We start from the raw sequence: 22,733 nt of genomic DNA, 5'->3' as shown, positions 1-22,733 counted from the left end.
AGCAATTGAAGCTGTTGCCCAACATAACAAGTCATTGAATGCAAGGAACAGCCTAGAGAATTTGTACGTTTTATTTCAAATCGTTGGGAGGAGCGATCGCCTCTGGCTAAACTCTAGATTTCTAGCCAAACCTTATGAATTCGTTGCTAACGAACCTCCGGCTGAAATGGTTTTTAGCCACTAAAACCATGAATTGCAGCATTGATTTCGTCGAAGTTCTCTATAGAATTTACCTGAATCACAACAAAGTCATCCATTTTCGCAACGGCTACCCGGTTTATTCCCTCTCGACTCCCGCTTTATTTAGCAAACCCGCTGCTAATTTCATTGCTCGTGCCCTCTACCGCACGATTCAAAACAAGAATCTGCCCAACATGATGAGTTTTGCGGTGAATGATGACTGCAACGCTGCCTGTCAGCATTGCAGCTTTTTCACAGCCGTAGAAGAACCAGGTCGGGCAGTCCTGACACTCAATCAGGCACAAAAATTGATTCGAGATGCTCAAGATTTGGGCGTTTCTGTGATTAACTTTGTGGGGGGTGAGCCCCTGATGCGATCGGATTTGCCAGAAATTATTCAATCTGTAGATAAAGGCTTTTCTACCACCGTTCTATTCACAAATGGTTGGTTCTTAGAAGAGCGAATTCATGAATTAAAGTCAGCAGGTTTGGATAGTATTTACATCAGTATTGATTCAGCAAATCCCGCAGAGCACGATCATTTTCGATGTAAGGAAGGTCTGTTCGCTCAGGCAATTCGAGGAATTAAACTGGCTCAAAAGCTAGGTTTCTCAACCGGAATTTCGACCACCATGACACCTGAAACTTACGAGCAAGGTGAGCTCAAAAAAATTGTCGAATTGGGCAAAGAAATTGGTATTCACGAAGTTTTAGTGTTTGATGCGTTGCCCACAGGACGATACAAAGATCGAGAAGATCTAGTCGATAACGAGGGTTGGGTTGAAGCCATGATTCAATCTGCACAACGGTATAACCAAAATTCAGACTACCCTGGCGTCACCTTTTATGCCCACTTCACTAGTCACAAAAGTGTCGGGTGCTCCTGTGGAACCAGTTACTTTTATGCTTCTCCCTATGGCGACATCATGTCCTGTGACTTTAACCACAGCAAATTTGGCAATGTGTTAGAAGAGCCGCTATGGAAAGTGTGGGAAAGACTGACAACTTTGCCGGAATTTTGTCAGGCAAAATGGGGCGGCTGCAAAATAAAAGATTCAACATTTCGCGAGATGACGACGGTTTCCGATGGAAGCTGTAATGATTGTGGCGCTGTCAGTAAGTGCTGATCAGTGGATGATGGATAGGGTGTGTTAGGCAAAGCTGTAACGCACCATCTTGTGGAATCGAATTGCTGTGCGATCGCCAACCCATCCTTAAAGAACTAGCTGGAGAAATTTCTTTTGCATGAATGGATTGACTAATAGCTTCCTTTCTCATCTAGCCTGCGGTTTTGATGCAACACCAACACCGCTAACTCTATTATTTGAACTGTTCGTTTTTAGTGGAGTTGCTGCTGCTTTTTTGATTCTTCCTAAAGTCAAAGATAAAATCGGACAGCGCTTTTTGATCATGAGCGTCGGTGTGCTGATCTTTGAAGTCTTTACGGCTCCCATGTGGCACAACCATAAGTTGGGCTGGTGGGCGTATGTATATCGGGACGTCAGTTGGGTTTTGACAGTCGGTTGGGCGGCAATGATTTTATCTATTGTGCTGCTAGTTGATTACTTCCTGCCTCGCTGGAAAGAATGGCATCGGTTTGCACTTTACTTAGCGATTCTGACCGTTCTGGTTAGCATTTTTGAAATCGTTGTTGTAAATATTGGGATTCGAGGTTACGCCCCGGAGGTGTTGAATTCCGTAATTGGCATTTTCGTTTGGGATGTACCCATTATTGAGGTGATCTACTACACGCCAGTTTTTACAACTTTAGTGATTAGTTTCTATAAGTATTGGAGTTTTGCAATTGATGACCAGCTTTTAATTCCAACTAAGCGAAGAAAATGGCTGAGGAGTTTTGTCATTGCTTTAGTCGGCATTCTTTTGTTTGAAGTGATGATTGAACCAATGGCGAGAAATGAGAATTTGCCCGATTGGTCTTACATCTTTCACGACATTAGCGTGCTCATGACCGGAACCTGGATTCTGGTAATTTGGCTGGCAATGAATATTGTGAACAAACTGTTCATCCACTACAGCATTCCTCAACGGTTTCTAATTGCCCTACTCGTGACAGGAGCGATCGCCCTTCCGTTAGAGTCCTGGTTTATCATCAACGGCTATCGAGTCTATGGTGAAAGTGCGATCGCCAACTTCACTGGTTTCACCACACCTTTCACCCATGTGCCTGTAGAGGTTGCCTTTGCCATTCCCTGCTACATGGCTTTAGTGATTACCTTTGTCCGCTACTGGGAAACTGCAATTGACAACAAATTATGAGCACTCCTATCCGATCATTTAAATCTTTTGCCGTCGGGTTTCCCCTGGTCTTTCTTTGTCTTGCTGCATTCACAGGCGGGTTGAGCAACGCCTTTTGGCTGCTAGCCGCTTCAGTAGTATGTACAGCCGGAATTGGTTTAATTATCTGGATTCCTTTGTCCCTTGTGACAGGATGGGCAGCACTCACTTTAGCGAAGGAAATTGCTAACACTACAGGGATATCTAGCCGCGACGGAGCAGTCAGAAATGCAGCAGAGCGAACTGAGGCATCCATTCGCCAGCAGGCGATGCAAAGCAGTTCCCCTCACGGGGTAGTCGCCCGCACCGTTTCCCAAAACACAACTCCCCAGGAACGCATTGCGCTAGACGAATATATCCGGCGGGCAGTCCGACTAGGACACACTTACGAACGAATTCTCACTACCCTGACAGAACAAGGATGGAAAGAAGCAGAGATTCATCAGGCGTTTCAGGTTGCCACAAATCACTGATAGAGATAAACGCTATCTCTCTTTTTTGCCAACCAATAAATAAGTCGTCATCTCACCTTTACCTTTGACTACAATCTTGCCGCGTTTTTCAAACAGGTAGCGATCGCGCAACAGTTCATAGGTTGCTTCTGTCACCTGGATGCTGCCAGATGACGCGTGAGATTGCATTCGACTGGCTACGTTAACTGTGTCACCCCAGAGGTCATAGGAGAACTTTTTGGTGCCAATGATTCCAGCAACAACTGAGCCTGAATTGATGCCAATGCTAAGCGAGAGGCGATCGCCCTGAGAAGTGCTGAACTGTTGAATGGCTTCCTGCATCTCTAACGCGATATTAGCGGCGGCTTCTGCGTGATCGCGGCGGGGAACGGGTACGCCACTGGCGACTAGGTAAGCATCTCCAATCGTTTTAATTTTCTCTAAATCATATTTTTCGGTGAGTCGGTCAAACACAGAGAAAATTTTGTTTAACAGAGACACCAGTTCATGGGGAGTAATCTGGCTAGAAATGTGAGTGAAATTAACCAGATCAGCAAACAAGATGGTCGTTTCATCAAAGCTGTCCGCGATCGCTTCTTCTTCGATTTTGAGTCGATCGGCGATCGCTTCGGGCAGAATGTTCAGCAACAAATGTTCAGACTGCTCCTGCTGGTAGCGCAACGCTTCCTCTACCGTTTTGCGAACGGTGATGTCGTGAATAAAGACAGAAATTCCTCCAAAAGAGGGGAATGCTCGAACTTCAATCCAGCGTCCCAAGGGGTGAGAAAATTCCTCAAAACTGACGCTGGTTTGCTGGTCAACCGCTTTTGTGTATTCTCGTTTAAAGGTTGAATTCGCCATTTCGGGCAGCACTTGCCAAACTACCTTGCCTAGCAGACCTTCGCTCGATCGCTGCAAAATTTGCTCTGCTTTGCGATTGACAAAGGTAAAACGGCCCTGGCGATCGAGCGCAAAAAAGCCGTCGGTCATCCCTTCCAACAAATCCACCACTTGCTGATCTGAAGCCCGCAGTTTTGCTTCTGCCTGCTGATAGCGAACGATTTGCCGCTCTAGTTTTTTTACGGTTAGCCGCAGTTCCATCTGGGCGATCGCCTGTCGGCTTAAGGTTTGCAGTGCCTTTTGCTGCTCTGGCGTGAGGCTGCGCGGCACCCGATCCATTACGCAGAGCGTTCCCAGGGGAAAGCCATCTGGTGTAACCAGCGGTGCCCCTGCATAAAAGCGAATGCTGGGGTCGGCTGTGACAAGTGGGTTATCGACAAATCGCTCATCCTCTAATGTGTTAGGTACGATCATCAAATCGTCTGGGTTGAGGATTGCGTGGGAACAGAAGGAAAACTCTCTCGGTGCGCTAGTAGCATCTAACCCAACCCTGGACTTAAACCACTGCTGATTGGCACTAGTAAGGCTGAGCAAGGAAATGGGGCTACCGCAAATGTAAGCTGCTAGCTCGGTTAGATCGTCAAACTCTGCTTCAGGCAAAGTATTAAGAATCTGATATCGTCGCAGCACATCTAGCCTTTCCTCCTCTTTGTCAGGAACAGAATAGGGGGCGATCGCCGGATTTGAAGAAAGTTCAGACGGTGAAACGGTAACACCTTCTAACGACGGTTTAGCGAATCTGCCAAACCGACCGACGAGCTTGATGACGCTGGCGATCGCGCTGTATTTTTGCTGCATTGCCTTCAAATCAGAGAGGAGTTTGTCCCAACCCCCTTAGGTTACCCAGACTGCAACTTACCTAACTTGGCGAACAGCCAACCCCAATGCCGCGTCTAGCTGGCACACTAGAAGTATTCAGCGCCAACAGTTACTGTGTCGAACTCATCGGGAAGATATCAAACTGCTGCGGAGAAGCCCCCCAACCAGTCTCAGGGGAATGCTCAGGCTGCGCCACCGATTGAGCCACTGCAAGGGGTGGTGGAGCGGTTGACCTACCATTCTCAGGAATCGGGTTATACAATAGCGCGGCTGAAAGCGCCTCGCACCAGTGAGTTAGTGACGATCGTTGGCAATTTTGCCAATATTCAGGCAGGACAGACTTTACAGCTTCACGGTACCTGGCGAGAGCATCCTAAATATGGGCAACAGTTTCAGGTTGTTCAGTACCGAGAAACCAAACCTGCGACGCTCACAGGACTTGAAAAGTATTTGGGCAGTGGCTTGATCAAAGGGGTCGGTCCGGTGACAGCTAAACGCATTGTGGCACACTTTGGACTGGAAACTTTGGAGGTGATTGAACATCAGATAGAGCGTCTGGCAGAAGTTCCGGGAATTGCCAAGAAGCGAGTTAAGTTAATTCAAGCGGCTTGGGAAACGCAGAAGGCAATCAAAGAGGTGATGCTGTTTCTGCAAGGGCACGGAGTTTCGACCACGTATGCGGTGAAGATTTATAAGCAGTATGGAGATGAGTCGATCGCCACGGTAACCGGCAATCCTTACCAACTGGCGACGGATGTATATGGTATTGGCTTTGTCACGGCGGATGCGATCGCCCGTAACTTAGGAATTGCGCCTAATTCAGAGTTTCGCTATCGCAGCGGCACTCTCCATGTATTAACAGAAGCCTCTGAAGAAGGGCACTGTTTTTTACCCAAAGATGATTTAGTGAATCGAGTGGTGAAACGTCTGGAAATAGACGATCACCGACCTGAACCAACACAGGTATCATCTATCATTCAACTGATGGTGAGTGATGGAGAACTGGTTGAGGAAGAGATACCCGACACAGAAACACGAGTTTATTATGCTCCTCCTTTTTTTGGGGCAGAGAAGAAACTGGCAGAGCGATCGCAACAACTGCTGAATCAACCCCTCACCGTAGATCTGCCACGAGTACAGCGCTGGATCGATCGCTTCACCGAAAAAACTGGCTTACAGCTTTCAGACCAGCAGCGCCACGCGGTCGAAATGGCTGCTGCTCAGCGCGTGTTGATTCTCACGGGTGGACCGGGCTGCGGCAAAACGTTTACAACGCGCACCATTGTGGCGCTGTGGAGGGCAATGGGAAAGGCGATCGCTCTTGCGTCTCCCACGGGACGGGCAGCCCAACGACTAAGTGAAATGACCGGACAACCTGCCAAAACGATTCACCGTTTATTGGAATTTGACCCCAAAACGATGAAGTTTAAGCGCGATCAGGAATATCCGATTCCAGCGCAGGGGATTGTTGTGGATGAAGCTTCCATGCTGGACTTGTTTCTGGCAAATTCTCTATTCAAAGCCGTTCCTCTAGATGCTCAACTGTTACTCGTGGGAGACATTGACCAGTTGCCCAGCGTCGGACCGGGTGCGGTTTTGCAGGATTTGATTGCGTCAGAAAAAATTCCGGTGGTGCGACTGACACAAGTTTTTCGTCAGGCTCAAACTAGTCAGATCGTGAGTAATGCTCACCGAATTAATCAGGGTCAGTTCCCTCAACTGGAGCCTGTGTCTAATGTGCCTGAATCGGACTGTTTGTGGTTAGGCGCACCAGAGCCACAGCCCGGAATTCAGGCAATCCATGATTTGATCACCGATCTGATTCCGCAATTGGGCTTTGATGTGGCGCGAGATGTACAGGTGTTATGTCCGATGACACGCGGGGAAGTCGGGACGCGCAACTTGAATGGTGTACTGCAATCTTTAATTAATCCGCCCAGTTCCACAAAGGCACAGATTGAGCGGGGTGGAATGATTTTGAGGGTGGGCGATCGCATCATCCAAAAAGTGAATGACTACGATCGCGAAGTATTCAACGGAGATTTAGGAGTGATTACGGCGATCGATCCAGAAGAACAAGAAGTGAGCGTGCAATTCGCAGAAAGGATCGTGAGTTATGACTACGCCGACTTGAACGAAATTACTTTAGCCTGGTCAGTCACCATTCACAAAAGCCAGGGAAGTGAGTATCCGGTGGTGATTCTGCCGCTCTATATGCAGCACTACTTGATGCTGAGCCGCAACCTGATTTACACCGGACTGACTCGTGCCAAGAAACTGGCAATTTTGGTGGGACCACAAAAGGCGATCGCCCTTGCCGTCCGGCAGGTCAAAGACCAGCAGCGATACACGCTTTTAGAGAAACGCCTGAGCGGACATCTGGACTTTTAGGAATAGATATCGACTAAATCTGCTTTAGCCGATATCCCAAGCCATGCACCGTCTCAATCAGGTCTTCAGGCGCGCCAGAGACTCTTAGCTTTTGGCGCAAACTTTTGATATGTGCCTTGACCGTGTCTTCTTCGGGTGGCTCCTGCAAAGACCAAATGTGCTCAATCACCGCGGACCGACTAAGAACGCGGCGACCGTTGCGGACGAGCAATTCTAAAATAGAGAACTCTTTGGGGGTGAGCCGGAGGGGGCGATCGCCATACTGCACCTCATAGGTACTGGGGTTTAGCTGCAAACTGCCCCACTGCATTCCTGGAGAGGAACCAGAACTGCCGCGACGCAGGAGGGCACGAATTCGAGCCAACAGTTCTGGCAGGTCAAACGGTTTTACCACATAGTCGTCGGCTCCCGCATCCAGTCCAGCAATTTTGTCAGCGCTAGTGTCACGGGCGGTGATCATCATCAGCGGTTGGTGATAGCCTTGAGTTCGCAGACGTTGGCAGAGGCTCATGCCATCCAGCTTGGGCAACGTTACGTCCAGCAAAATCAGGTCATAGGGCAAGGTTGTCACCTGCTGCCAACCTTTTTCCCCATCCTTAGCAACATCTACAACATAGCATTGGTCAGTCAGCGCCTCTGAGAGCGCTTCGCCTAACCTGGCATCATCTTCAACAAGCAAAATTCGCATACGCACAACCGACCCAGCGCTATCAGTAAGCAGTTCTTGGATCTCGTAAAATTTAGATTCCCTTGTGTCGTAGGTAGGCGTTGTGTTAAAGGATACATTTTAGAGTGAGAGTCAGGATTAGAGTACTACTTTTGGCATAACCAGGAATGAATTTTGTAGCATATGCTACAAAATTCATTCCTGAAAACCTGTTCACTAATGCCATCTACCGGAATTTAAGGAGCTTCCAAGCTCGGCCTTGCGTATTCATACGTAAAACTAAGAAATCTAAAGCATCTACTGTTCCCTTTGTCCGGTTTTGCGTCTTGATCACGTAGGTTCTAGCCCTGAGGAAACTCCTTAAGCACGGGTGTAGGAGCGAACTAGGAGATAAAGGTGAGAAAAAAGCAAGGTTTTCGGCTAGAGCGACCTGTAGATCAGATTCGTTCAGGCATCAGCTTGGTCACTGAAACAATTAGAGGACGCAGTCGCCGGTTTCGCAGGTTGAGATTGACCGCAGGTGTGACTGCGGCGATCGCTCTCTCTCTGTGGGCAATTGTAGGGGGCGTGTTTCCTTCTCCAGCAACGGCAACTGGTCAGACCTATGAGGTCTTGTCTACTCCTGAAAACGTGATTTGGGGAGAACTGTTTAAGCCAGACAGTGAGCCGATTTTGCGAGTGCAGTCGGGCGATCGCTTGGTTATGCAAACTGTTTCTCACGAAGGCATTTTGGCTGACCAAGGCGACACCATCGAATTTCTCACAGGTAGTGGTATTGCTGAATCAGATATTTTGCCTGACCAGTTGCAGATCAAAGCAGAGGTCGAGAAAACTGGACCTGGTCCCCATGTGATCACTGGTCCCATCTATGTAGAAGGGGCAGAACCAGGAGATGTGCTGGAAATCAAGACCCTCAACATTGATTACCGCGTACCCTACGGTGTAATTTCTAACCGTCATGGCAGAGGCTCATTACCGGGAGAATATCCTGAGAATGGCGAACCGATCTACACCAAAGTCATTCCCATTGACCGCGAGAATGACATCGGTATCTTTAGACCAGCGAATGGACTACCTAACTTAAACATTCCGCTGAAGCCGTTTATGGGACTGATGGGCGTTGTTCCGGCTGATCCTGAAGATGCGGTCAATTCAGTTCCGCCCGGTTTATACGGCGGCAACGTAGATATTAAGCTTTTGGGAGTAGGCAGCAGCCTTTATTTACCCGTTCAAGTGCCCGGAGCGCTGTTTTATTCTGGCGATCCTCATTGTGCTCAGGGTAATGGAGAGGTTGCGCTGACAGCGATCGAATGCTCTCTCACGCCTACCTTTGAGCTCATTGTTCATAAAGGTATGACGCTAGAAGCGCCAGTCGGTGAAACCGAAGATGCCTGGATTGCGGTCGGTCTTGACCAAGACTTGGATGAGGCAATGAAAAAGTCGGTGCGTGAGTATCTACGAATCACCAATGAGGAATATGGCTTGACTAAGCCAGACGCGCTTCTCTTTGGCAGTGCAGCAATCGACTTTGAGGTTTCTCAGGTTGTCGATATCGTCAAAGGAATTCACGGAGTGATTCCTAAGGAGCTATTTGCACCACTAACCCAAGGAAATTAGGGATTAGGGATTGGGGGTTAGGAATTAGGGGGGATGCGTCGCCCCTAATTCGCCTGTAGATTAGGGGGCGATCGCCATCAGTCCAGGAGACGCGATTTATTTCGTTTCTCCAAGAAGACTACCCCCAATCCCCAACCCCTACTCCCTAACAACCGCCTATGACCCTAGAAGCTGACTTCACTGCTCAACTCCGATCTGCGGCTGATCGACTCTGGCAACTTTTAGAGAATTTTGGGCGATCGCAAGTCCTGGTAGTCGGCGATCTCACCCTGGATGAGTTTCTAACAGGACAAGTTGAGCGAGTTTCGCGGGAAGCTCCCGTGCTGATCCTGCGGCATGAGACGACGCGGCAGGTACCGGGTGGGGGAGCCAACGCAGTTTACAATTTGGCGAAGCTAGGAACGCAAGTCAAGGCTGTTGGGCTGGTCGGGAAAGATGACCAGGGAAATGCGCTAAGGCAAATTTTTGAAGCAGCAGGAATTGATACGCAGGGAATTTTGGTCGATCGGGATCGACCCACCGTGACCAAAACTCGCATCTCTGGTCATGCTCGGCAATCTGTAACCCAGCAGATCGTGCGAATCGATCGCAAATCAGATAGCTTGCCCGATCTCAGCCTGCAACTTCAGCTAGCAGAATACATTCAACAGCAGGCAAAGGATGCTCAGGCTGTAGTCTGTTCCGATTATGGAGATGGCGGACTAACTCAACCTGTAATTGAGGCAGCTCTGTCTCATACTCAAACTGTGGTAGATGCTCAAACTGAATTGCATCGCTACGCTGGAGCCTTTTTGTTTACGCCAAACTTGCCGGAAGCAGAACTCGCGGTGGGATATGCGATCGCCTCTCCTGAAGCACTCGAACGAGCCGGACGTGACCTCTTAGCGCTAACTCGGGCACAGCATGTCCTAATTACCAGAGGCGAGGAGGGAATGAGCCTGTTTGACCGCAATGGCAACCATTCCGTGATCCCCGCGTTTAATCGCACCGAAGTATTTGATGTTACAGGTGCAGGCGATACAGTGGCGGCAGCGCTCACGATTGCTCTAACAGTCGGCGCGTCTGCCTGGGAAGCAGCCGTTTTGGGCAACCTGGCAGCCAGTATTGTGGTGCGACAGTTTGGCACTGCTACGACCACAGTTGAGGAGATGAAAGCTGCACTGCAAGACTTGCTGGATGAGATGTCTGACTAAAATTTCTGCAAACCGGATCGCTTCAAAATGCCTGTACTTGTGGCCAGGTTGAGACAAGGAAGACCACGACGACGGCGATCGCCAGCACGCCCTGAATCAAGTTACCAATTAGCGAGCCAACGACAATACCAACTCCGGCTTTAACTGCCAGGTTCAGGTCTTTTCGATAGAGATATTCGCCGATGATGGCTCCGGCTAACGGACCAATCAGAATTCCCAACAGTGGGCCGCCAAACGGCAACGCTGGAAGCAGTCCAAAGAAGCCCAGGAACAAGCCCACGATCGCCCCAATTTGTCCCCACTTGCTCGCTCCTGCTTTTTTTGCGCCCCAGTAGGTTGCCAGCAGGTCAACGCCAATGCTGAGCAGCAGCACTGTAATCGCGACGGCGATGGGAATCCAGAGCCCTGTAAATCCTTGAGCGAAACCCCAGATGGCGATCGCCACTACAATCAAGCTAGTTCCAGGAATGCCAGGAACCACTGCCCCAATCACACCGACAATCATTAGCGCGACCAACGACCAGTACAGAACTGCCATTAACAATATCTCCTCACAGTGGGTTTGCTTGAGTTGAACTTTGGTTGGGAACGCAACGATGCAGACAAGAGTTTAATCAGGGGGTTTGGGGTAAGGGCAATTCGTGAATCGCCCCTACAAGCGGGTTGAACTTCCACAATCGCGTCTGGATAAGAAGGAATGACGAAGTCACTAGGCTTCAGAGGATACTAACGGAGATCGGCTTAGAGTATCTGCCAGCTTATCGGCGATTCCAGCGATCCAGGTTTCGTCTTGCTGCGTGTAGCTTCTGGGGGCATTAGCTGCCAAAATCAGCGCCCCTTCACTGCCGATGGGCTGACAAATCACTCCTTGAGTATTCTCTGGCAAATAGTCAAATTCGACTCGCCCCGGATAGATTTTGAGGTTCACCAGGTATACAGGCTTCTGTTTTTCCAACACTCGCTTTAGGATGTCTCCTGGCTTAACCTCTGAGTTGGGAGCCAGGATGCCACGTCGCAGCAGCACTCGCCCCTGATAATAGACCACGAGCGATCGCGTCACGGTATTGGTCAACAGCAGGTGCGAAGCCCAGGCTAATTCTGTTTTGACGGGATCTGGCAAATCTAGCGCTAACTCAAACCCTTCTTCGCCAATTAGCTCAACGGCTTCGGGCGGTCGCGGCTGCACTTGTTGCCACAGCAAGCCCGTTAGAATCAGTAGGGCACTAACGATGATCCCCAACGCATCCGATCGCGCCTGAAAACCACTCGGAGCCGGGGTCAGCAGGCGATTGATCATCAATAGCGAACCCGCCAAAACACCTACCACAATGGGCAACTGCCGCAATACTTGATTTTGGTCAGGTCTAGCCATAGATTAGGTCTGGCTGATAGTAAAAACTAAAGCTAATCAAAACTGGAACAAACGCCTCAGAAGTTAAGTCCATTCCCATTTTATCGGGTTTACTCCAAGTCCTTGAAGGAAGACGACGCGTGCTAGAGCTGTTGATCTCAAACTTTTTCTCAACATGGCTGAATACGGCTGAAATTCAGACTCTCAAGTCAGCTAATTGGTCAACCTGGTTAGATGCGATCCAGGTGCAGGTTTTGCTTCAACCTGAATTTGCACTAGATCCAAGAGCTGAGTCTGTCGTACAGCAGCATCTTGCTCAACTGACTCAGCAGGATTTACCCGCGACGGAGCAGGGAGTATGGATTCAGGAAGGAAACCAAGTTCTAGCAGAAAACCAGGGAAACGTTCCCCTACCTGCTGCCTCGCTGACGAAAATTGCAACAACTCTCGCGGCGCTTTTAACCTGGGAACCCGACCATCAGTTTGAAACGCTGGTTAGCACCACTGGGACGGTTGAAGCAGGAACGTTGCAGGGCGATTTGATCGTTCAGGGTAGCGGCGATCCGCTGTTTGTGTGGGAAGAGGCGATCGCCCTCGGCAATGCCTTGAATCAGGCAGGTATTAACCGCATTTCCGGGAATCTGGTGATCACGGGCGATTTCGCCATGAATTACGAAACCGATCCCGTGATGGCCGGAAACTTTTTGCGGCAAGGCATCAATTCTACGCTCTGGTCTGGCGAGGTCGAAAATCAATATCGAATGCTGCCGTCTAACACTCCTCGCCCTCAAGTCGTTGTTGCAGGCTCAGTGCAAGCTGCCCCGTTGGAACAAGTTAACAGCCGCAGCCCCCAACCCCTCATTCGGCACAGCTCATTGCCTCTGTCGCAAATTCTCAAGGCAATGAACATCTACAGCAACAACGTTATGTCTGAAATGCTGGCAAACTCTTTGGGTGGGGCTGAGAAAGTAGCGCAACTCTGTGCCGACACCGCAAATGTGCCAATTGAAGAAATTCAGCTCATCAACGGCTCTGGGCTAGGCGTTGAAAATCGGATTTCTCCACGGGCAGTCGTTGCCATGCTGACGGCGATTCAGCGCAACTTGCAGCCCAAAAGCCTAAATGTAGCTGACTTGTTTCCGGTGATTGGGCGCGATCGCGGCACCCTGGCAGGTCGCCGCATTCCCATTTCTTCGGCAGTCAAAACAGGTACGCTAGCAGACGTTAGCTCTTTGGCAGGGGCAATCTCAACTCGCGATCGCGGTCTAGTCTGGTTTGCCATCATCAACCGAGGCTGGAATCTCGACGAACTCCGCAATCAGCAAGACGTTCTGCTGCAAAACCTGACTACTCAATGGGGTGCACAATCCACAATCCCTCCCACGCTCACCCCAGGAGAACTGAGCCGTTTGGAAAGCAATCAATTAGGAGCCGCGAGCCGCAATGAGATCTTGTAGAAGATTTTTCAGTTAGCCAAACTGCTTACAAAAACAACATGTATCAACGCAAGAATTGAAGACAGTTATTTTCAGAGGTTATGAACTTGACGCAAGCTTTATAGAAGCCCTCAAAATCTGCGGTGATCTTTGTAAACTTTGCGGGAACTTTGAGTCTAGTCAGTATTGTTGATTAGATAAATTCCCCTAAAGGTTGGCAAAGCAAAATGGGTTTTACTGAGGAAATCGCTAAACTTTCTGATCAAGTTCGCAAGCGAGCTGATCAAGTTGTTGGAGAAGAAGCCACAAAAATGGCACTTATCGTGCCTTTCATCAATACTCTTGGCTACGACTGCTACGATCCTTCTGAAGTTAGACCTGAATACGTAGCAGATTTTGCCATAAAAAAGCTGGGCAATTTGAAAAGGTAGATTACGCCATAGCAATTAATGACACGATTGTTATGCTCGTTGAAGCAAAAGCGCGTGGTCAAAAAGCTGAAGCTTATGATGGTCAACTAAGGCGTTACTTCAATGGATTAATTGCAACAAAAGTTGCTGTTGTAAGTAACGGAATCGAGTATCGGTTCTTTACCGATCTCCGAGCAACTAACCTTATGGATGAGGAGCCATTTTTCAGCTTTAACATCCTTGAGTATGACTTAAAAGATTTAGAGAATCTAAAGTTTTTCCACAAAGATAATTTCAATGAAAGCACAATCAAACGTCATGCCGAAGAGCTAGTCTATGTCAAAGGCATGGCAGAATTGGTTGGTGGAATATTGCGCTCCCCATCTGAGGAGTTCATGAGATTCTTGCTCAAAGAGCTTAGCAAAACCTCTCCTACTTACAAAATTGAAGGTCAAATTAACGACAAGAAGATCCAACGATTTGAGCCAATTGTTAAAAAAGCAATCCAAAGTAGTTTAGTGGAGTTGATGACTCGCTCTATTAGCCAAGAGATGAGCCATGTTCATGAAGATCTCAAACCTACAATTCAAGACGACATTGCTGAAGTAGAAGATGAAGAAGAGCCTGATGTAGAAGAATCCAAAGTAGAGACGACAGCAGAAGAATTAGAAGCTTTTGGGAAAGTTAAGGAGATCGCAGCAACTTCTAAGCTTTATCAATTAGAAGTCAAATATAGAGATGTCGTTTCTTATTTTGGTGTGAATGCAGGTAAAACTACTTGGTGGTTCCTGAGATTTTATCTGTCTCCTAAAAGAAAAAGTTTTGTTACTCGGCTATCTATTGAAGATGTCAAAATACTTGCACCCGAATTTGAGGTTCAAGAAATGTCAGCTTCATTGGGAGATGCAGCATCAAGGGTCATCATCTCCTCCGTTGGCGATCTAGATAAACTTTCATCGCTCATTCTAAAATGCTACGAAGTGGAAGCAGCCAAGCACCAAGGTGTTAAACTTCTCGCAAACTAGAATTCTTCTCCAATCCTCTATATCTGAAATCACATGTCTGACCTTTGGCCTAGTTTGGCTCTTGATGCTTGGCAGGACACATACACGACCTTACATATGTGGACTCAGGTTGTGGGCAAGATTCGGATGGTGCAAACTCCCTGGATTAACCATTCCTGGCACTTGCCGCTATATCTGACGGCGCGAGGACTGACGACCACAACGATTCCTTACGGTAGCCGTGTTTTTCAAATTGACTTTGATTTCATCGACCATCAACTGCAAATCAGCACCAGCGAAGGGCAGCGACGAATTATTAAATTGACCCCACGCTCTGTTGCAGACTTTTACCGAGCAGTGATGCAGGCTTTGGCTGACCTTGATATTTCCATCAAGATCAATACCAGTCCGAATGAGGTTACTGATCCCATTCCTTTTGAACAAGACGAAATTCACAAGTCCTATGATGCAGAGTATGCCAATCGTTTCTGGCGAGTGCTGCTACAGAGCGAGCGCGTCTTGCGTGAGTTTCGCTCTCATTTTGCGGGTAAAGTCAGCCCTGTACATTTCTTTTGGGGCAGCTTTGACATGGCAGTAACACGCTTTTCAGGGCGTTCTGCACCAGAGCATCCGGGTGGTGTTCCTCACTTACCCGATGCTGTTGCTAAAGAAGCCTATTCTCAGGAAGTGAGTAGCGCTGGATTTTGGCCGGGTGCAGGATTGGGCTATCCTGCGTTTTATTCTTACGCTTATCCTGCTCCTGATGGGTTTGGGAAGGCACCCGTCCAGCCTGAGTCTGCCTTTTTCCATGAGGGACTGGGAGAATTTGTTTTGCCGCTTGATGCCGTACGCGAGGCTAACGACCCAGATCGCGCACTGATGGCGTTTCTCCAAAGCACTTACAGCGCAGCAGCAACCTTAGCAAATTGGGATCAGGATGCTCTCAAGCAAACCTGGTTCAAATAGCGGCAGTACGAGATAAGAGCGATCGCCACCTAACTTTACCTATATCCATTTATACTTGTTTGCGTGTAGAATTACGGTCTACTCAAATTTTGCTGTAGGGTGTCATGCCGCAATCAAAATGGCAAAAACTGCTGATTGGAGAACTCAGTTGGAAAAGGCTGGGGCGATCGCTGGTCTTCATTTACACCTTTTTTATGGTGTATGTCTTTTTTGTGGCAGATAGAATGATTTTCTTGCCTCAGCCTGCCAGCTATCAAGACACAGAAAATATTCTAAAACTGCCCGTCAGTGACAGTGAGAAGATTTCAGCCACATACCTGCCTAACCCAGAAGCAGATTACACCTTGCTCTACATTCACGGTAATGCGGAAGACCTGGGAGACATCCAGCCGGTGTTAATTCGCTTGCAGAGCTGGGGATTTGGCGTTTTTGCGTATGACTATCGCGGCTATGGCACCAGTGACGGCAAACCCAGCGAACGCAATGCCTATGAAGAGGCTGAAACGGCTTATCAGTATCTCACCCAGCAGCTTGGGGTCTCTCCTGACAAAGTTATCCTTTATGGGCGATCGGTGGGAGGAGGGTCAGCCGTTGAGCTAGCGACTCGCCATTCGGTAGCGGGACTGATTTTGGAGAGTACATTCACCTCTGCGTTTCGAGTAGTGGTGCCTATTCCCATCCTGCCGTTTGACAAATTCCCTAGTGTGCGAAGGATTGCTCAGGTCAATTGCCCTGTACTGGTGATGCATGGCGAGGCAGATGCAGATATTCCCGTAGAGCATGGGCGAAGTCTGTACGACGCCGCACCGGAACCAAAGCTTTCTCTGTGGGTAGAGGGCGCAGGGCACAATGATTTCACTTGGGTTGCTGAGGAGCAGCATCAAGCAGCTTTGGTAGAGTTTCAGCGGCTGATTGAGCAATCCACTTCACTGAGCCGTCCCTAAACGTGGGATAGTGAAGGGGACTTGACCGTTTGTGCAGTCTACAACTGCTTTAGCGATCGCCCCAACTCAGAGGACACAATCATGGGAACCGCCGCTTATATTCAGGACAGTGACTTTGACACACTGCTGGCTGACGAGAAGCTGGTAGTCGTTGACTGCACGGCTAGCTGGTGTGGTCCCTGCCGTAAAATTGCTCCTTTGATCGATCAGTTGGCTGAAGAGTATGACGGACGGGCAAAGGTTGTAAAGCTTGATTTAGACCAGAACAAAGAAACTGCTAAGAAATACAGCATTCGCAGTATCCCGGCAGTGATGGTGTTCAAAGATGGCGAACTGGTAGAAAACCTGGTCGGCGTTGCCCCCTATGAAACCTTCACAACCGCAGTCGAAAAATATCTTTAGCCTAAATTGCTGATTCCGCGTCGGGGTCGGCATCTGGATCAATCCCAAGCGATCGCAATCTTTGCTTCAACTGCTCAACCTGTAAAGTAGCTTGCTCAGCGCGCTGACGTTCTTCCTCAGCTCGTTGGCGTTCTTCTTGGGCGCGTTCTTCAGCTTGTTGCCTTGCCGCAATTTCCTCTTGCAAAGCTTGAGCCAATTCACCAGGAATCAGCAGTTTGTTGCCTGTGTCCTCCCGATAAAAAGCGAGCAATTGCCCATCAACTTCTACGCGAAGCTGTAGTGGTTCGCTGCGACCATCCGTGATCGGTTCATATTGCTCTCCTCGCAGGCGATAGCCCTGCAACTGCTGTTTGATCCACTCGCCCTTCGGATCAAACAGCCAGTATTCTTGCACGCCCAACTGTTCGTATAGCGTTTTCTTGAAGTGCTGATCCTGATTTTGAGTGCCCTTGGAAGTCATTTCAAAGATGACAGATGGCACCTGCCTTCTTCCCAGGTTTTATAGTTGTCCCGCCCACCCGGAGCAACGTCAAAAATCACCATTACATCAGGCGCAACCCGGAGTTTAGGGAAACCCTGAGCATAGTAAAGAAACTGGTTTCCTAATACTGTTGCCTGACGACCCTCCAGGTATTGTCTGAGAACTTCTAGCGTGACCAGCAGAGCATAGAAATGAATGTAAGTTTCTGCCACAGGTTCACCGTCGGAACTGGGATAAAAAATTTGAGCTGGTTTGGTGGTGGGGGCGATCGCCATACGGCACAGGCAACAAAAGGTGCAATTTCATCTTAAGCCAACTCAAAATTCAAAACTCAAAACTGTTCATCCCAAAGTTCGCTGTTAAGTCTAGGGTAGAGATAGATTAAACAGCGTTAGGCAAAGCTTTAGAATTTTGGCAGGAAAAGAACTCAGGAACTTGGGCATGGATATTAGAGATGGATTTGTAGGAGCAGTTGGTAACACACCACTCATTCGGCTGCACAGCTTTAGCGAAGAAACGGGATGCGAAATCCTGGGGAAAGCCGAGTTCCTCAATCCGGGTGGGTCGATTAAAGATCGGGCAGCTCTGTTTATCATTCAGGATGCGGAAGAGCGAGGCTTGTTGAAACCAGGCGGCACCGTTGTAGAAGGCACTGCGGGTAATACGGGCATTGGGCTAGCACACATTTGCAATGCCAAAGGTTATAAGTGTCTGATCGTAATTCCTGATACGCAGTCGCAGGAAAAGATCGATATGTTGAGAACACTGGGCGCAGAGGTGCGAACCGTTCCGGCCGTACCTTATCGTGACCCGAACAACTATGTGAAACTCTCTGGCAGGTTAGCAGCAGAGATGGAAAACGCAATCTGGGCAAACCAATTTGACAATCTGGCAAATCGGCGATCGCACTACGAAACCACTGGTCCCGAAATCTGGCAGCAAACCAACGGCAAAATTGATGCCTGGACTTGCGCGACTGGCACAGGCGGCACCTATGCCGGAGTTTCAATGTTTCTCAAAGAAAAGAATCCAGAGATTAAGTGCGTCTTAGCAGACCCAATGGGCAGCGGACTGTACAGCTATGCCAAAAAGGGTGAAATCAAAATCGAAGGAAGCTCCGTCACTGAAGGAATTGGCAACAGTCGCGTCACCGCCAATTTGGAAGGCGCGCCGATTGATGACGCAATTCAGATTCACGATCCGGAAGCACTAAGCGTGATCTATCAGCTTTTGGAGAAAGACGGCTTATTCATGGGGGGCTCAGTTGGCATCAATGTTGCCGCAGCAGTGGCGATCGCCAAACAACTTGGCCCAGGTCACACAATTGTCACCGTTCTTTGTGATGGCGGTAACCGCTATCAATCCCGCTTGTTTAACCCAGAATGGCTAGCATCGAAGGGGTTGGCATGATGAGGTTGGAGTTTTGACTGTTACGAGAAATGTGTTGATTTGCCAAAACAAAACCTGTCGCAAGCAGAATGCTGCAAAGGTTCTGGCAGCATTTGAAGCACATCCGATCGCCGATGTGTCAATTACTGCGTCTAGCTGTTTAGGGCAGTGCGGCAACGGTCCAATGGTGTTGGTGTTGCCTGACGAGGTGTGGTATGCCAAAGTGCATCCTGACGAGGTGCGAGCCGTGGTTGAACGCCATTTTCGTCAGGGACAACCTGTTCAGGCAATGCTTTATCGCAAGCTGAATCGGCAGTAGGAATGTTGTAAGGTTACTCTGACTCTGAGAGGACTTGTTTTGCAAGTTGAATTTGCTCAGGGCTGAAGGCAGCTCGTTTTAGATCAAGGTCGAGGAAGGGGCGATCGCCAAATCGCCCATCCAAACTCAACACTTGCTGATACGTCTGTTTTGCTTCGGGTTGTTCACCTTTGCTCCAGTGGGCGATCGCCAGCGCAACCAATGGATGAGGATTCGTTGGCTCTAGCTCGGCGGCACGGGTAGCAGTTGCGATTGCCCAGTCATGCTGCTGCATCCGCTGATAGGTGAGGCTGAGGTTATAATAGGCAATTTCGTTATCGGGCTGAAGCGCTGCAGCCCAAGCGTGAGTGATAGCGGCAGCGGTCAGGTCGCCGCCCACCAGGTAAACAATTCCTAAAGCATTGAGGGTAGGAACATCTTGCGGATTTAGGTAAAACGCCATCACCAGTGCATTGGCGGCTTCCGTCTCTTGCCCTGCCAGGTGCAGTGTCCAGCCTAACAGTACTCGACCGGAGACGTTTTGGGGTTCCAGTTCGACGGCTTTTTGGAGAGCGGTGATCGCCTCTGGAAACCGTTCCTGCTGCCGATAGGCTAAGCCCTGCTGCCGATACTCACCTGCTGAGGCGGCCCAGACAGGCAACGGGAGCCAGCTAACCGCCAAAACCAACAACGACAGATGTTGGCAAGTTGAACGGCGAATGGTTGAGCTTAAGGACATTGTTGGCGCTGCTTTGAAGGAATTTGTTTGTACTCCAATAAGACTACGCCTCGAAACGCCTGGTTGACTTGCGGAAAAGCTGTGCTAATTCAAAAACGAAGCAAGTTAACAATTCCATCAATAAAATCGAAGTGTTTGGAAAGACAAAGAGTTAAAGTTAGCCCGTTCCCGTTTAGTCCATCCCCTTAAATAGTGCGATCGCGTGTTAGAAAAGGCAAATCCACAACCTCCCCTGTTCCAACCCCAACATTAACCGTTAGCCCTGCCCCCCCTGCTTTGGTGCGAACGTAGGCTAGTCCCAACAGTCCTTGCTCGGTTTCAATCAGACTGGTGAGTTTTCCGACTTTCTCCTCACCCAGCAGTAGCGGTTCACCGGGAGTTGCAGATTGGCTGAGTCGCACTCCCCAAAGCTGCTGTTTTACGCCTTTGTAGGTGTCAAGGCGGGCGATCGTCTCCTGCCCAATGTAACAGCCTTTGCTAAACGAGATAGTGCGCCACAGCCCTGCTTCCAGAGGATTGTAGTCTTCAGTGAGTTCAGAATCGGGCATGGGGCGACCCTGCTCGATTCGCAAGCGTTCCCAGGTCTGCTCGCCTAGCGGGACTGCGCCTGCTTCAGTGAGTTGCTGCCATAGAACCGCTGACTGCTCGGCATTCACAATTAGCGTGTATCCGGGAGTTGCTAGACCGCTACCCGTGGCGATGCGGGTTTCTATCCCAGCAAGATTGACTAGATGGTGAGTTGCGTGAGGCTGTGCAATCGCTTCATCCAGCCCAAGTTTTTGCAACAGCGCATCACTTTCATTTCCCAGCAAACTGAAGGCGGCAGTGGTGTCCGTGATGTCCTTCAAGTCTACTTTGTCAGCAAAAAAGATAAACCGATCCATCCATTCGATCAAGTATTTGCGGCGGTTGGGGGAAGTCAGCAGCAGCACAACATCCTCTAGCGCATAGGCGGTTACGAGGTCGACAGTGCGTCCGGTAGAGGTGACAAATACGGTGTCACAACCTTGCCCAGGTTGAAGACGATTGAAATCGTTGGTGGTCTGGTTGTGCAGAAAGCGAATGCGGTCATCACCAGAAACTAGAATACGTCCCCAGTGGGAGCGATCGCATACTGCCACGCCCGTTTGTGCTGCCTGAAGTGCTGCTGCTTCGTTGCCAAAGCTACTCGGAACGGAAGTCCCTGCAACCTCAACAAATACTGCACCTGCTGCTGCCTGGAGGTTTCGTAATTCCTGATTCATGCTGCTTTTCTTGCGCCTGCGGTCAAACTATCTGTCCGGATCTTACCGAGTTCGGACCCTTATGAGTTGACGATCGCAGACAACTCGTCAAAAACCCGTCCAACAAACTGCTGTGCTTTTGCGTCCAACTGCTGCCAATCTACATCGCCTGTCTCGTCGATCAGGTTAGTATCAATTTCAACGACTTCAGTTTCGCCTGACTCCAACTGAGCATAATTTCGAAAACAGATCTGATAACACAGTTGCCACAGATCGACATTGATCTGATGATCGTGCTTTTGTAGACAGAGTTCGTAGCCAGGGTAAGGTTGAGGCAATCGAGCTAACTGTTCTTCGATATCAGCAGCTTGTTCAGGTGTGGCATCAGCGAGCTGTTGCTGGAGGTGGAGGGCGATCGCCTTTGTTTCTTCGGGAATTCCCTCAGCCCAAACCTGCACATCTCGATAGGTGCCTTTCCAGGAAGACTGCTCTAGCTGTTTGCGAATATTGTCGATGACCCGAATAAAAGCAGGCTGCATTAATAGCTCAGCCTGTTGCCATGTTTCAGGATTGGCAAATTTTGGCATTACTTTAGCAGGACAGTAGATAAAAACAATTCAGAATAATTCGGCGAGAATTTTTCTAGAAGGATACTCTCATAATCCAAGCTCAATTCCCAAGCAGGATTAACATATAGCAACTCTGTTACAGTTTGTTTGCCATAATTTCTCTGCTGTAGGGCGTGGCATTCGGTATGCGAACCCAAGAGTAGATCGAGAGCTTTTGCCCAAATGCTGCACCCCTACATGAGAATCAGCAAAGTGTTAGAAATTTATAGTCTTATCCAAAAAGATGGACCAATAAACTACAACAAGTAACTAACATTCCTAATCAACTTTACCCACAGCTTTGTTTACATCTGCTGGTGTTTCAAACTCTTTATCTGGCAATTGATTCAATACCGAAATCAACTTGTCATCTGCTCCATGCCCTTTAGCATGTTTGATTAGGTTCTCTTTATCGACTGGATAATCGATCCCTTTGAGGTGCTTTTGTAATTGAATTGGGTTGACAGAAGCCATTTTTAAAACTCCCTTTAAATGAAGTAATTGAAGCGATAACCAGATCAGATCGTAGACTGGTCGGTTACGCCAGAACCTCACACTCAAGAACCAGCTTCAACCCCCATTTGCTCTGCCTGAAGGTGGAGGCAAATTTCAAGGTTCAGTACTGGAAAGAAGTATCAGAAAAGTATTTCTTTTACTGAAAGATGAGATCTCAAAAAACTCCCCCAATGTTAGAGGCTGATGAGTGCGGTTCTTTTTAGGGTGAAGTCATAGTTTTTTGCAGTAATTGAGTAGAGCAATGAATCCATCTGTTTTAATGGTTTTGGTTTTAGCGTTAGTGTTGCTGAGCGTGTTATCTCCCTTTTCAGCGCTGGCACTGTTGATGCTTGCTTTATTTGTGCCAACGCTGCTCTGGGCTGTGTGGACAGTGGTACAGAGCTTTATCCGGGGTGAGGCTGAGGGTTGAGAATCTGATGAAAATCGAGCGAGAAGGGGGTGGGGGGGATTGC

23 protein-coding genes and 1 pseudogene are annotated in these 22,733 nt (G+C 48.8%); 15 read left to right on the top strand and 9 right to left on the bottom strand.

The features are described from left to right. Positions 1-188 precede the first annotated feature (188 nt). From H6F88_RS09695 to H6F88_RS09685, 3 genes are all read left to right on the top strand, one after another. Complete coding sequence (locus tag H6F88_RS09695; protein ID WP_242050481.1) at positions 189-1,307, top strand: radical SAM protein; 1,119 nt, start codon at positions 189-191, stop codon at positions 1,305-1,307. A gap of 118 nt (positions 1,308-1,425) precedes the next feature. Continuing rightward, on the top strand, positions 1,426-2,457 hold the full coding sequence (locus tag H6F88_RS09690) for a hypothetical protein (protein WP_190642545.1): 1,032 nt from the start codon (positions 1,426-1,428) through the stop codon (positions 2,455-2,457). Further along, a complete protein-coding gene (locus tag H6F88_RS09685; protein WP_190642544.1) occupies positions 2,454-2,948 on the top strand; it encodes a hypothetical protein in 495 nt (164 codons plus the stop codon). The genes H6F88_RS09690 and H6F88_RS09685 overlap by 4 nt, the downstream gene beginning before the upstream one ends. 12 nt (positions 2,949-2,960) lie before the next feature. Here H6F88_RS09685 and H6F88_RS09680 read toward each other — a convergent pair whose 3' ends face one another. Beyond that, positions 2,961-4,625, bottom strand: a complete 1,665-nt coding sequence (locus H6F88_RS09680; protein WP_190642543.1) for an adenylate/guanylate cyclase domain-containing protein — start codon at positions 4,623-4,625, stop codon at positions 2,961-2,963. Positions 4,626-4,862: 237 nt separating this feature from the next. On the opposite strand from H6F88_RS09680, the gene H6F88_RS09675 reads away from it, so the two are divergent. After that, positions 4,863-7,037: an ATP-dependent RecD-like DNA helicase gene (locus H6F88_RS09675; protein WP_347277685.1), complete on the top strand. Its 2,175-nt coding sequence runs from the start codon at positions 4,863-4,865 to the stop codon at positions 7,035-7,037. Positions 7,038-7,050: 13 nt separating this feature from the next. On the opposite strand, the gene H6F88_RS09670 is transcribed toward H6F88_RS09675, so the two are convergent. Continuing rightward, the gene (locus H6F88_RS09670; RefSeq protein WP_190642541.1) at positions 7,051-7,725 is read right to left on the bottom strand and encodes a response regulator transcription factor; all 675 of its coding nucleotides are present in this window, start codon (positions 7,723-7,725) and stop codon (positions 7,051-7,053) included. Between the two features lie 375 nt (positions 7,726-8,100). Here H6F88_RS09670 and H6F88_RS09665 point away from each other — a divergent pair, with 375 nt between their 5' ends. Together H6F88_RS09665 and H6F88_RS09660 are read left to right on the top strand one after the other, a co-directional pair. Further along, positions 8,101-9,321, top strand: a complete 1,221-nt coding sequence (locus H6F88_RS09665) for an acetamidase/formamidase family protein (protein WP_347277684.1) — start codon at positions 8,101-8,103, stop codon at positions 9,319-9,321. Between the two features lie 158 nt (positions 9,322-9,479). Beyond that, positions 9,480-10,514, top strand: coding sequence for a PfkB family carbohydrate kinase (locus H6F88_RS09660; protein ID WP_190642540.1), 1,035 nt, complete (start codon positions 9,480-9,482; stop codon positions 10,512-10,514). A 22-nt stretch (positions 10,515-10,536) separates the two neighbouring features. Here H6F88_RS09660 and H6F88_RS09655 read toward each other — a convergent pair whose 3' ends face one another. Together H6F88_RS09655 and H6F88_RS09650 are read right to left on the bottom strand one after the other, a co-directional pair. Further along, on the bottom strand, positions 10,537-11,052 hold the full coding sequence (locus H6F88_RS09655; RefSeq protein ID WP_190642539.1) for a DUF456 family protein: 516 nt from the start codon (positions 11,050-11,052) through the stop codon (positions 10,537-10,539). Positions 11,053-11,223: 171 nt separating this feature from the next. Beyond that, positions 11,224-11,886 (bottom strand): cofactor assembly of complex C subunit B, encoded by a 663-nt coding sequence (locus H6F88_RS09650; RefSeq protein ID WP_190642538.1) that lies wholly within the window; start codon positions 11,884-11,886, stop codon positions 11,224-11,226. Positions 11,887-12,005: 119 nt separating this feature from the next. Between H6F88_RS09650 and H6F88_RS09645 the strand changes: the two genes are divergently transcribed. The 6 genes from H6F88_RS09645 to trxA all read left to right on the top strand — a co-directional run bounded on the left by H6F88_RS09645 (position 12,006) and on the right by trxA (position 17,027). Next, positions 12,006-13,322: a D-alanyl-D-alanine carboxypeptidase gene (locus H6F88_RS09645; RefSeq protein WP_190642537.1), complete on the top strand. Its 1,317-nt coding sequence runs from the start codon at positions 12,006-12,008 to the stop codon at positions 13,320-13,322. Positions 13,323-13,528: 206 nt separating this feature from the next. Continuing rightward, the gene (locus H6F88_RS32610; protein ID WP_199333531.1) at positions 13,529-13,732 is read left to right on the top strand and encodes a hypothetical protein; all 204 of its coding nucleotides are present in this window, start codon (positions 13,529-13,531) and stop codon (positions 13,730-13,732) included. Positions 13,733-13,764: 32 nt separating this feature from the next. Further along, positions 13,765-14,736 carry a hypothetical protein gene (locus H6F88_RS09640; protein WP_242050480.1) on the top strand — a complete coding sequence of 324 codons (972 nt, stop codon included), beginning with the start codon at positions 13,765-13,767 and terminating at the stop codon, positions 14,734-14,736. Positions 14,737-14,769: 33 nt separating this feature from the next. Next, a complete protein-coding gene (locus H6F88_RS09635; RefSeq protein ID WP_190642536.1) occupies positions 14,770-15,681 on the top strand; it encodes a DUF5996 family protein in 912 nt (303 codons plus the stop codon). A 104-nt stretch (positions 15,682-15,785) separates the two neighbouring features. Next, positions 15,786-16,625 (top strand): alpha/beta hydrolase, encoded by an 840-nt coding sequence (locus tag H6F88_RS09630; protein WP_190642535.1) that lies wholly within the window; start codon positions 15,786-15,788, stop codon positions 16,623-16,625. 81 nt (positions 16,626-16,706) lie between these two features. Continuing rightward, the gene (gene trxA, locus H6F88_RS09625) at positions 16,707-17,027 is read left to right on the top strand and encodes a thioredoxin (protein WP_190642556.1); all 321 of its coding nucleotides are present in this window, start codon (positions 16,707-16,709) and stop codon (positions 17,025-17,027) included. Position 17,028: 1 nt separating this feature from the next. Here the strand turns inward: trxA and H6F88_RS09620 are convergent. Further along, a pseudogene (locus tag H6F88_RS09620) lies at positions 17,029-17,783 on the bottom strand (Uma2 family endonuclease). Between the two features lie 166 nt (positions 17,784-17,949). Here H6F88_RS09620 and H6F88_RS09615 point away from each other — a divergent pair. Then, on the top strand, positions 17,950-18,918 hold the full coding sequence (locus H6F88_RS09615) for a cysteine synthase A (protein ID WP_190642534.1): 969 nt from the start codon (positions 17,950-17,952) through the stop codon (positions 18,916-18,918). A gap of 13 nt (positions 18,919-18,931) precedes the next feature. Continuing rightward, positions 18,932-19,216, top strand: a complete 285-nt coding sequence (locus H6F88_RS09610; RefSeq protein WP_190642533.1) for a (2Fe-2S) ferredoxin domain-containing protein — start codon at positions 18,932-18,934, stop codon at positions 19,214-19,216. Between the two features lie 13 nt (positions 19,217-19,229). Here the strand turns inward: H6F88_RS09610 and H6F88_RS09605 are convergent, their stop codons facing one another. From H6F88_RS09605 to H6F88_RS09590, 4 genes are all read right to left on the bottom strand, one after another. Further along, positions 19,230-19,934 carry a tetratricopeptide repeat protein gene (locus H6F88_RS09605; protein ID WP_190642532.1) on the bottom strand — a complete coding sequence of 235 codons (705 nt, stop codon included), beginning with the start codon at positions 19,932-19,934 and terminating at the stop codon, positions 19,230-19,232. A gap of 185 nt (positions 19,935-20,119) precedes the next feature. After that, on the bottom strand, positions 20,120-21,178 hold the full coding sequence (locus tag H6F88_RS09600; protein ID WP_190642531.1) for a folate-binding protein YgfZ: 1,059 nt from the start codon (positions 21,176-21,178) through the stop codon (positions 20,120-20,122). Positions 21,179-21,237: 59 nt separating this feature from the next. After that, the gene (locus tag H6F88_RS09595; protein WP_190642530.1) at positions 21,238-21,744 is read right to left on the bottom strand and encodes a hypothetical protein; all 507 of its coding nucleotides are present in this window, start codon (positions 21,742-21,744) and stop codon (positions 21,238-21,240) included. A 300-nt stretch (positions 21,745-22,044) separates the two neighbouring features. Beyond that, positions 22,045-22,239 (bottom strand): DUF2795 domain-containing protein, encoded by a 195-nt coding sequence (locus H6F88_RS09590; RefSeq protein ID WP_190642529.1) that lies wholly within the window; start codon positions 22,237-22,239, stop codon positions 22,045-22,047. Between the two features lie 283 nt (positions 22,240-22,522). Between H6F88_RS09590 and H6F88_RS09585 the strand changes: the two genes are divergently transcribed. Then, positions 22,523-22,690: a hypothetical protein gene (locus H6F88_RS09585; protein ID WP_190642528.1), complete on the top strand. Its 168-nt coding sequence runs from the start codon at positions 22,523-22,525 to the stop codon at positions 22,688-22,690. Positions 22,691-22,733 lie beyond the last annotated feature (43 nt).

It is taken from the genome of Oculatella sp. FACHB-28, from assembly GCF_014696015.1.
GTDB lineage: Bacteria > Cyanobacteriota > Cyanobacteriia > Elainellales > Elainellaceae > JAAUTN01.
The sequence above is the reverse complement of the archived record's forward strand: the minus strand, read 5'-3'. Positions and strand labels throughout refer to the sequence as shown.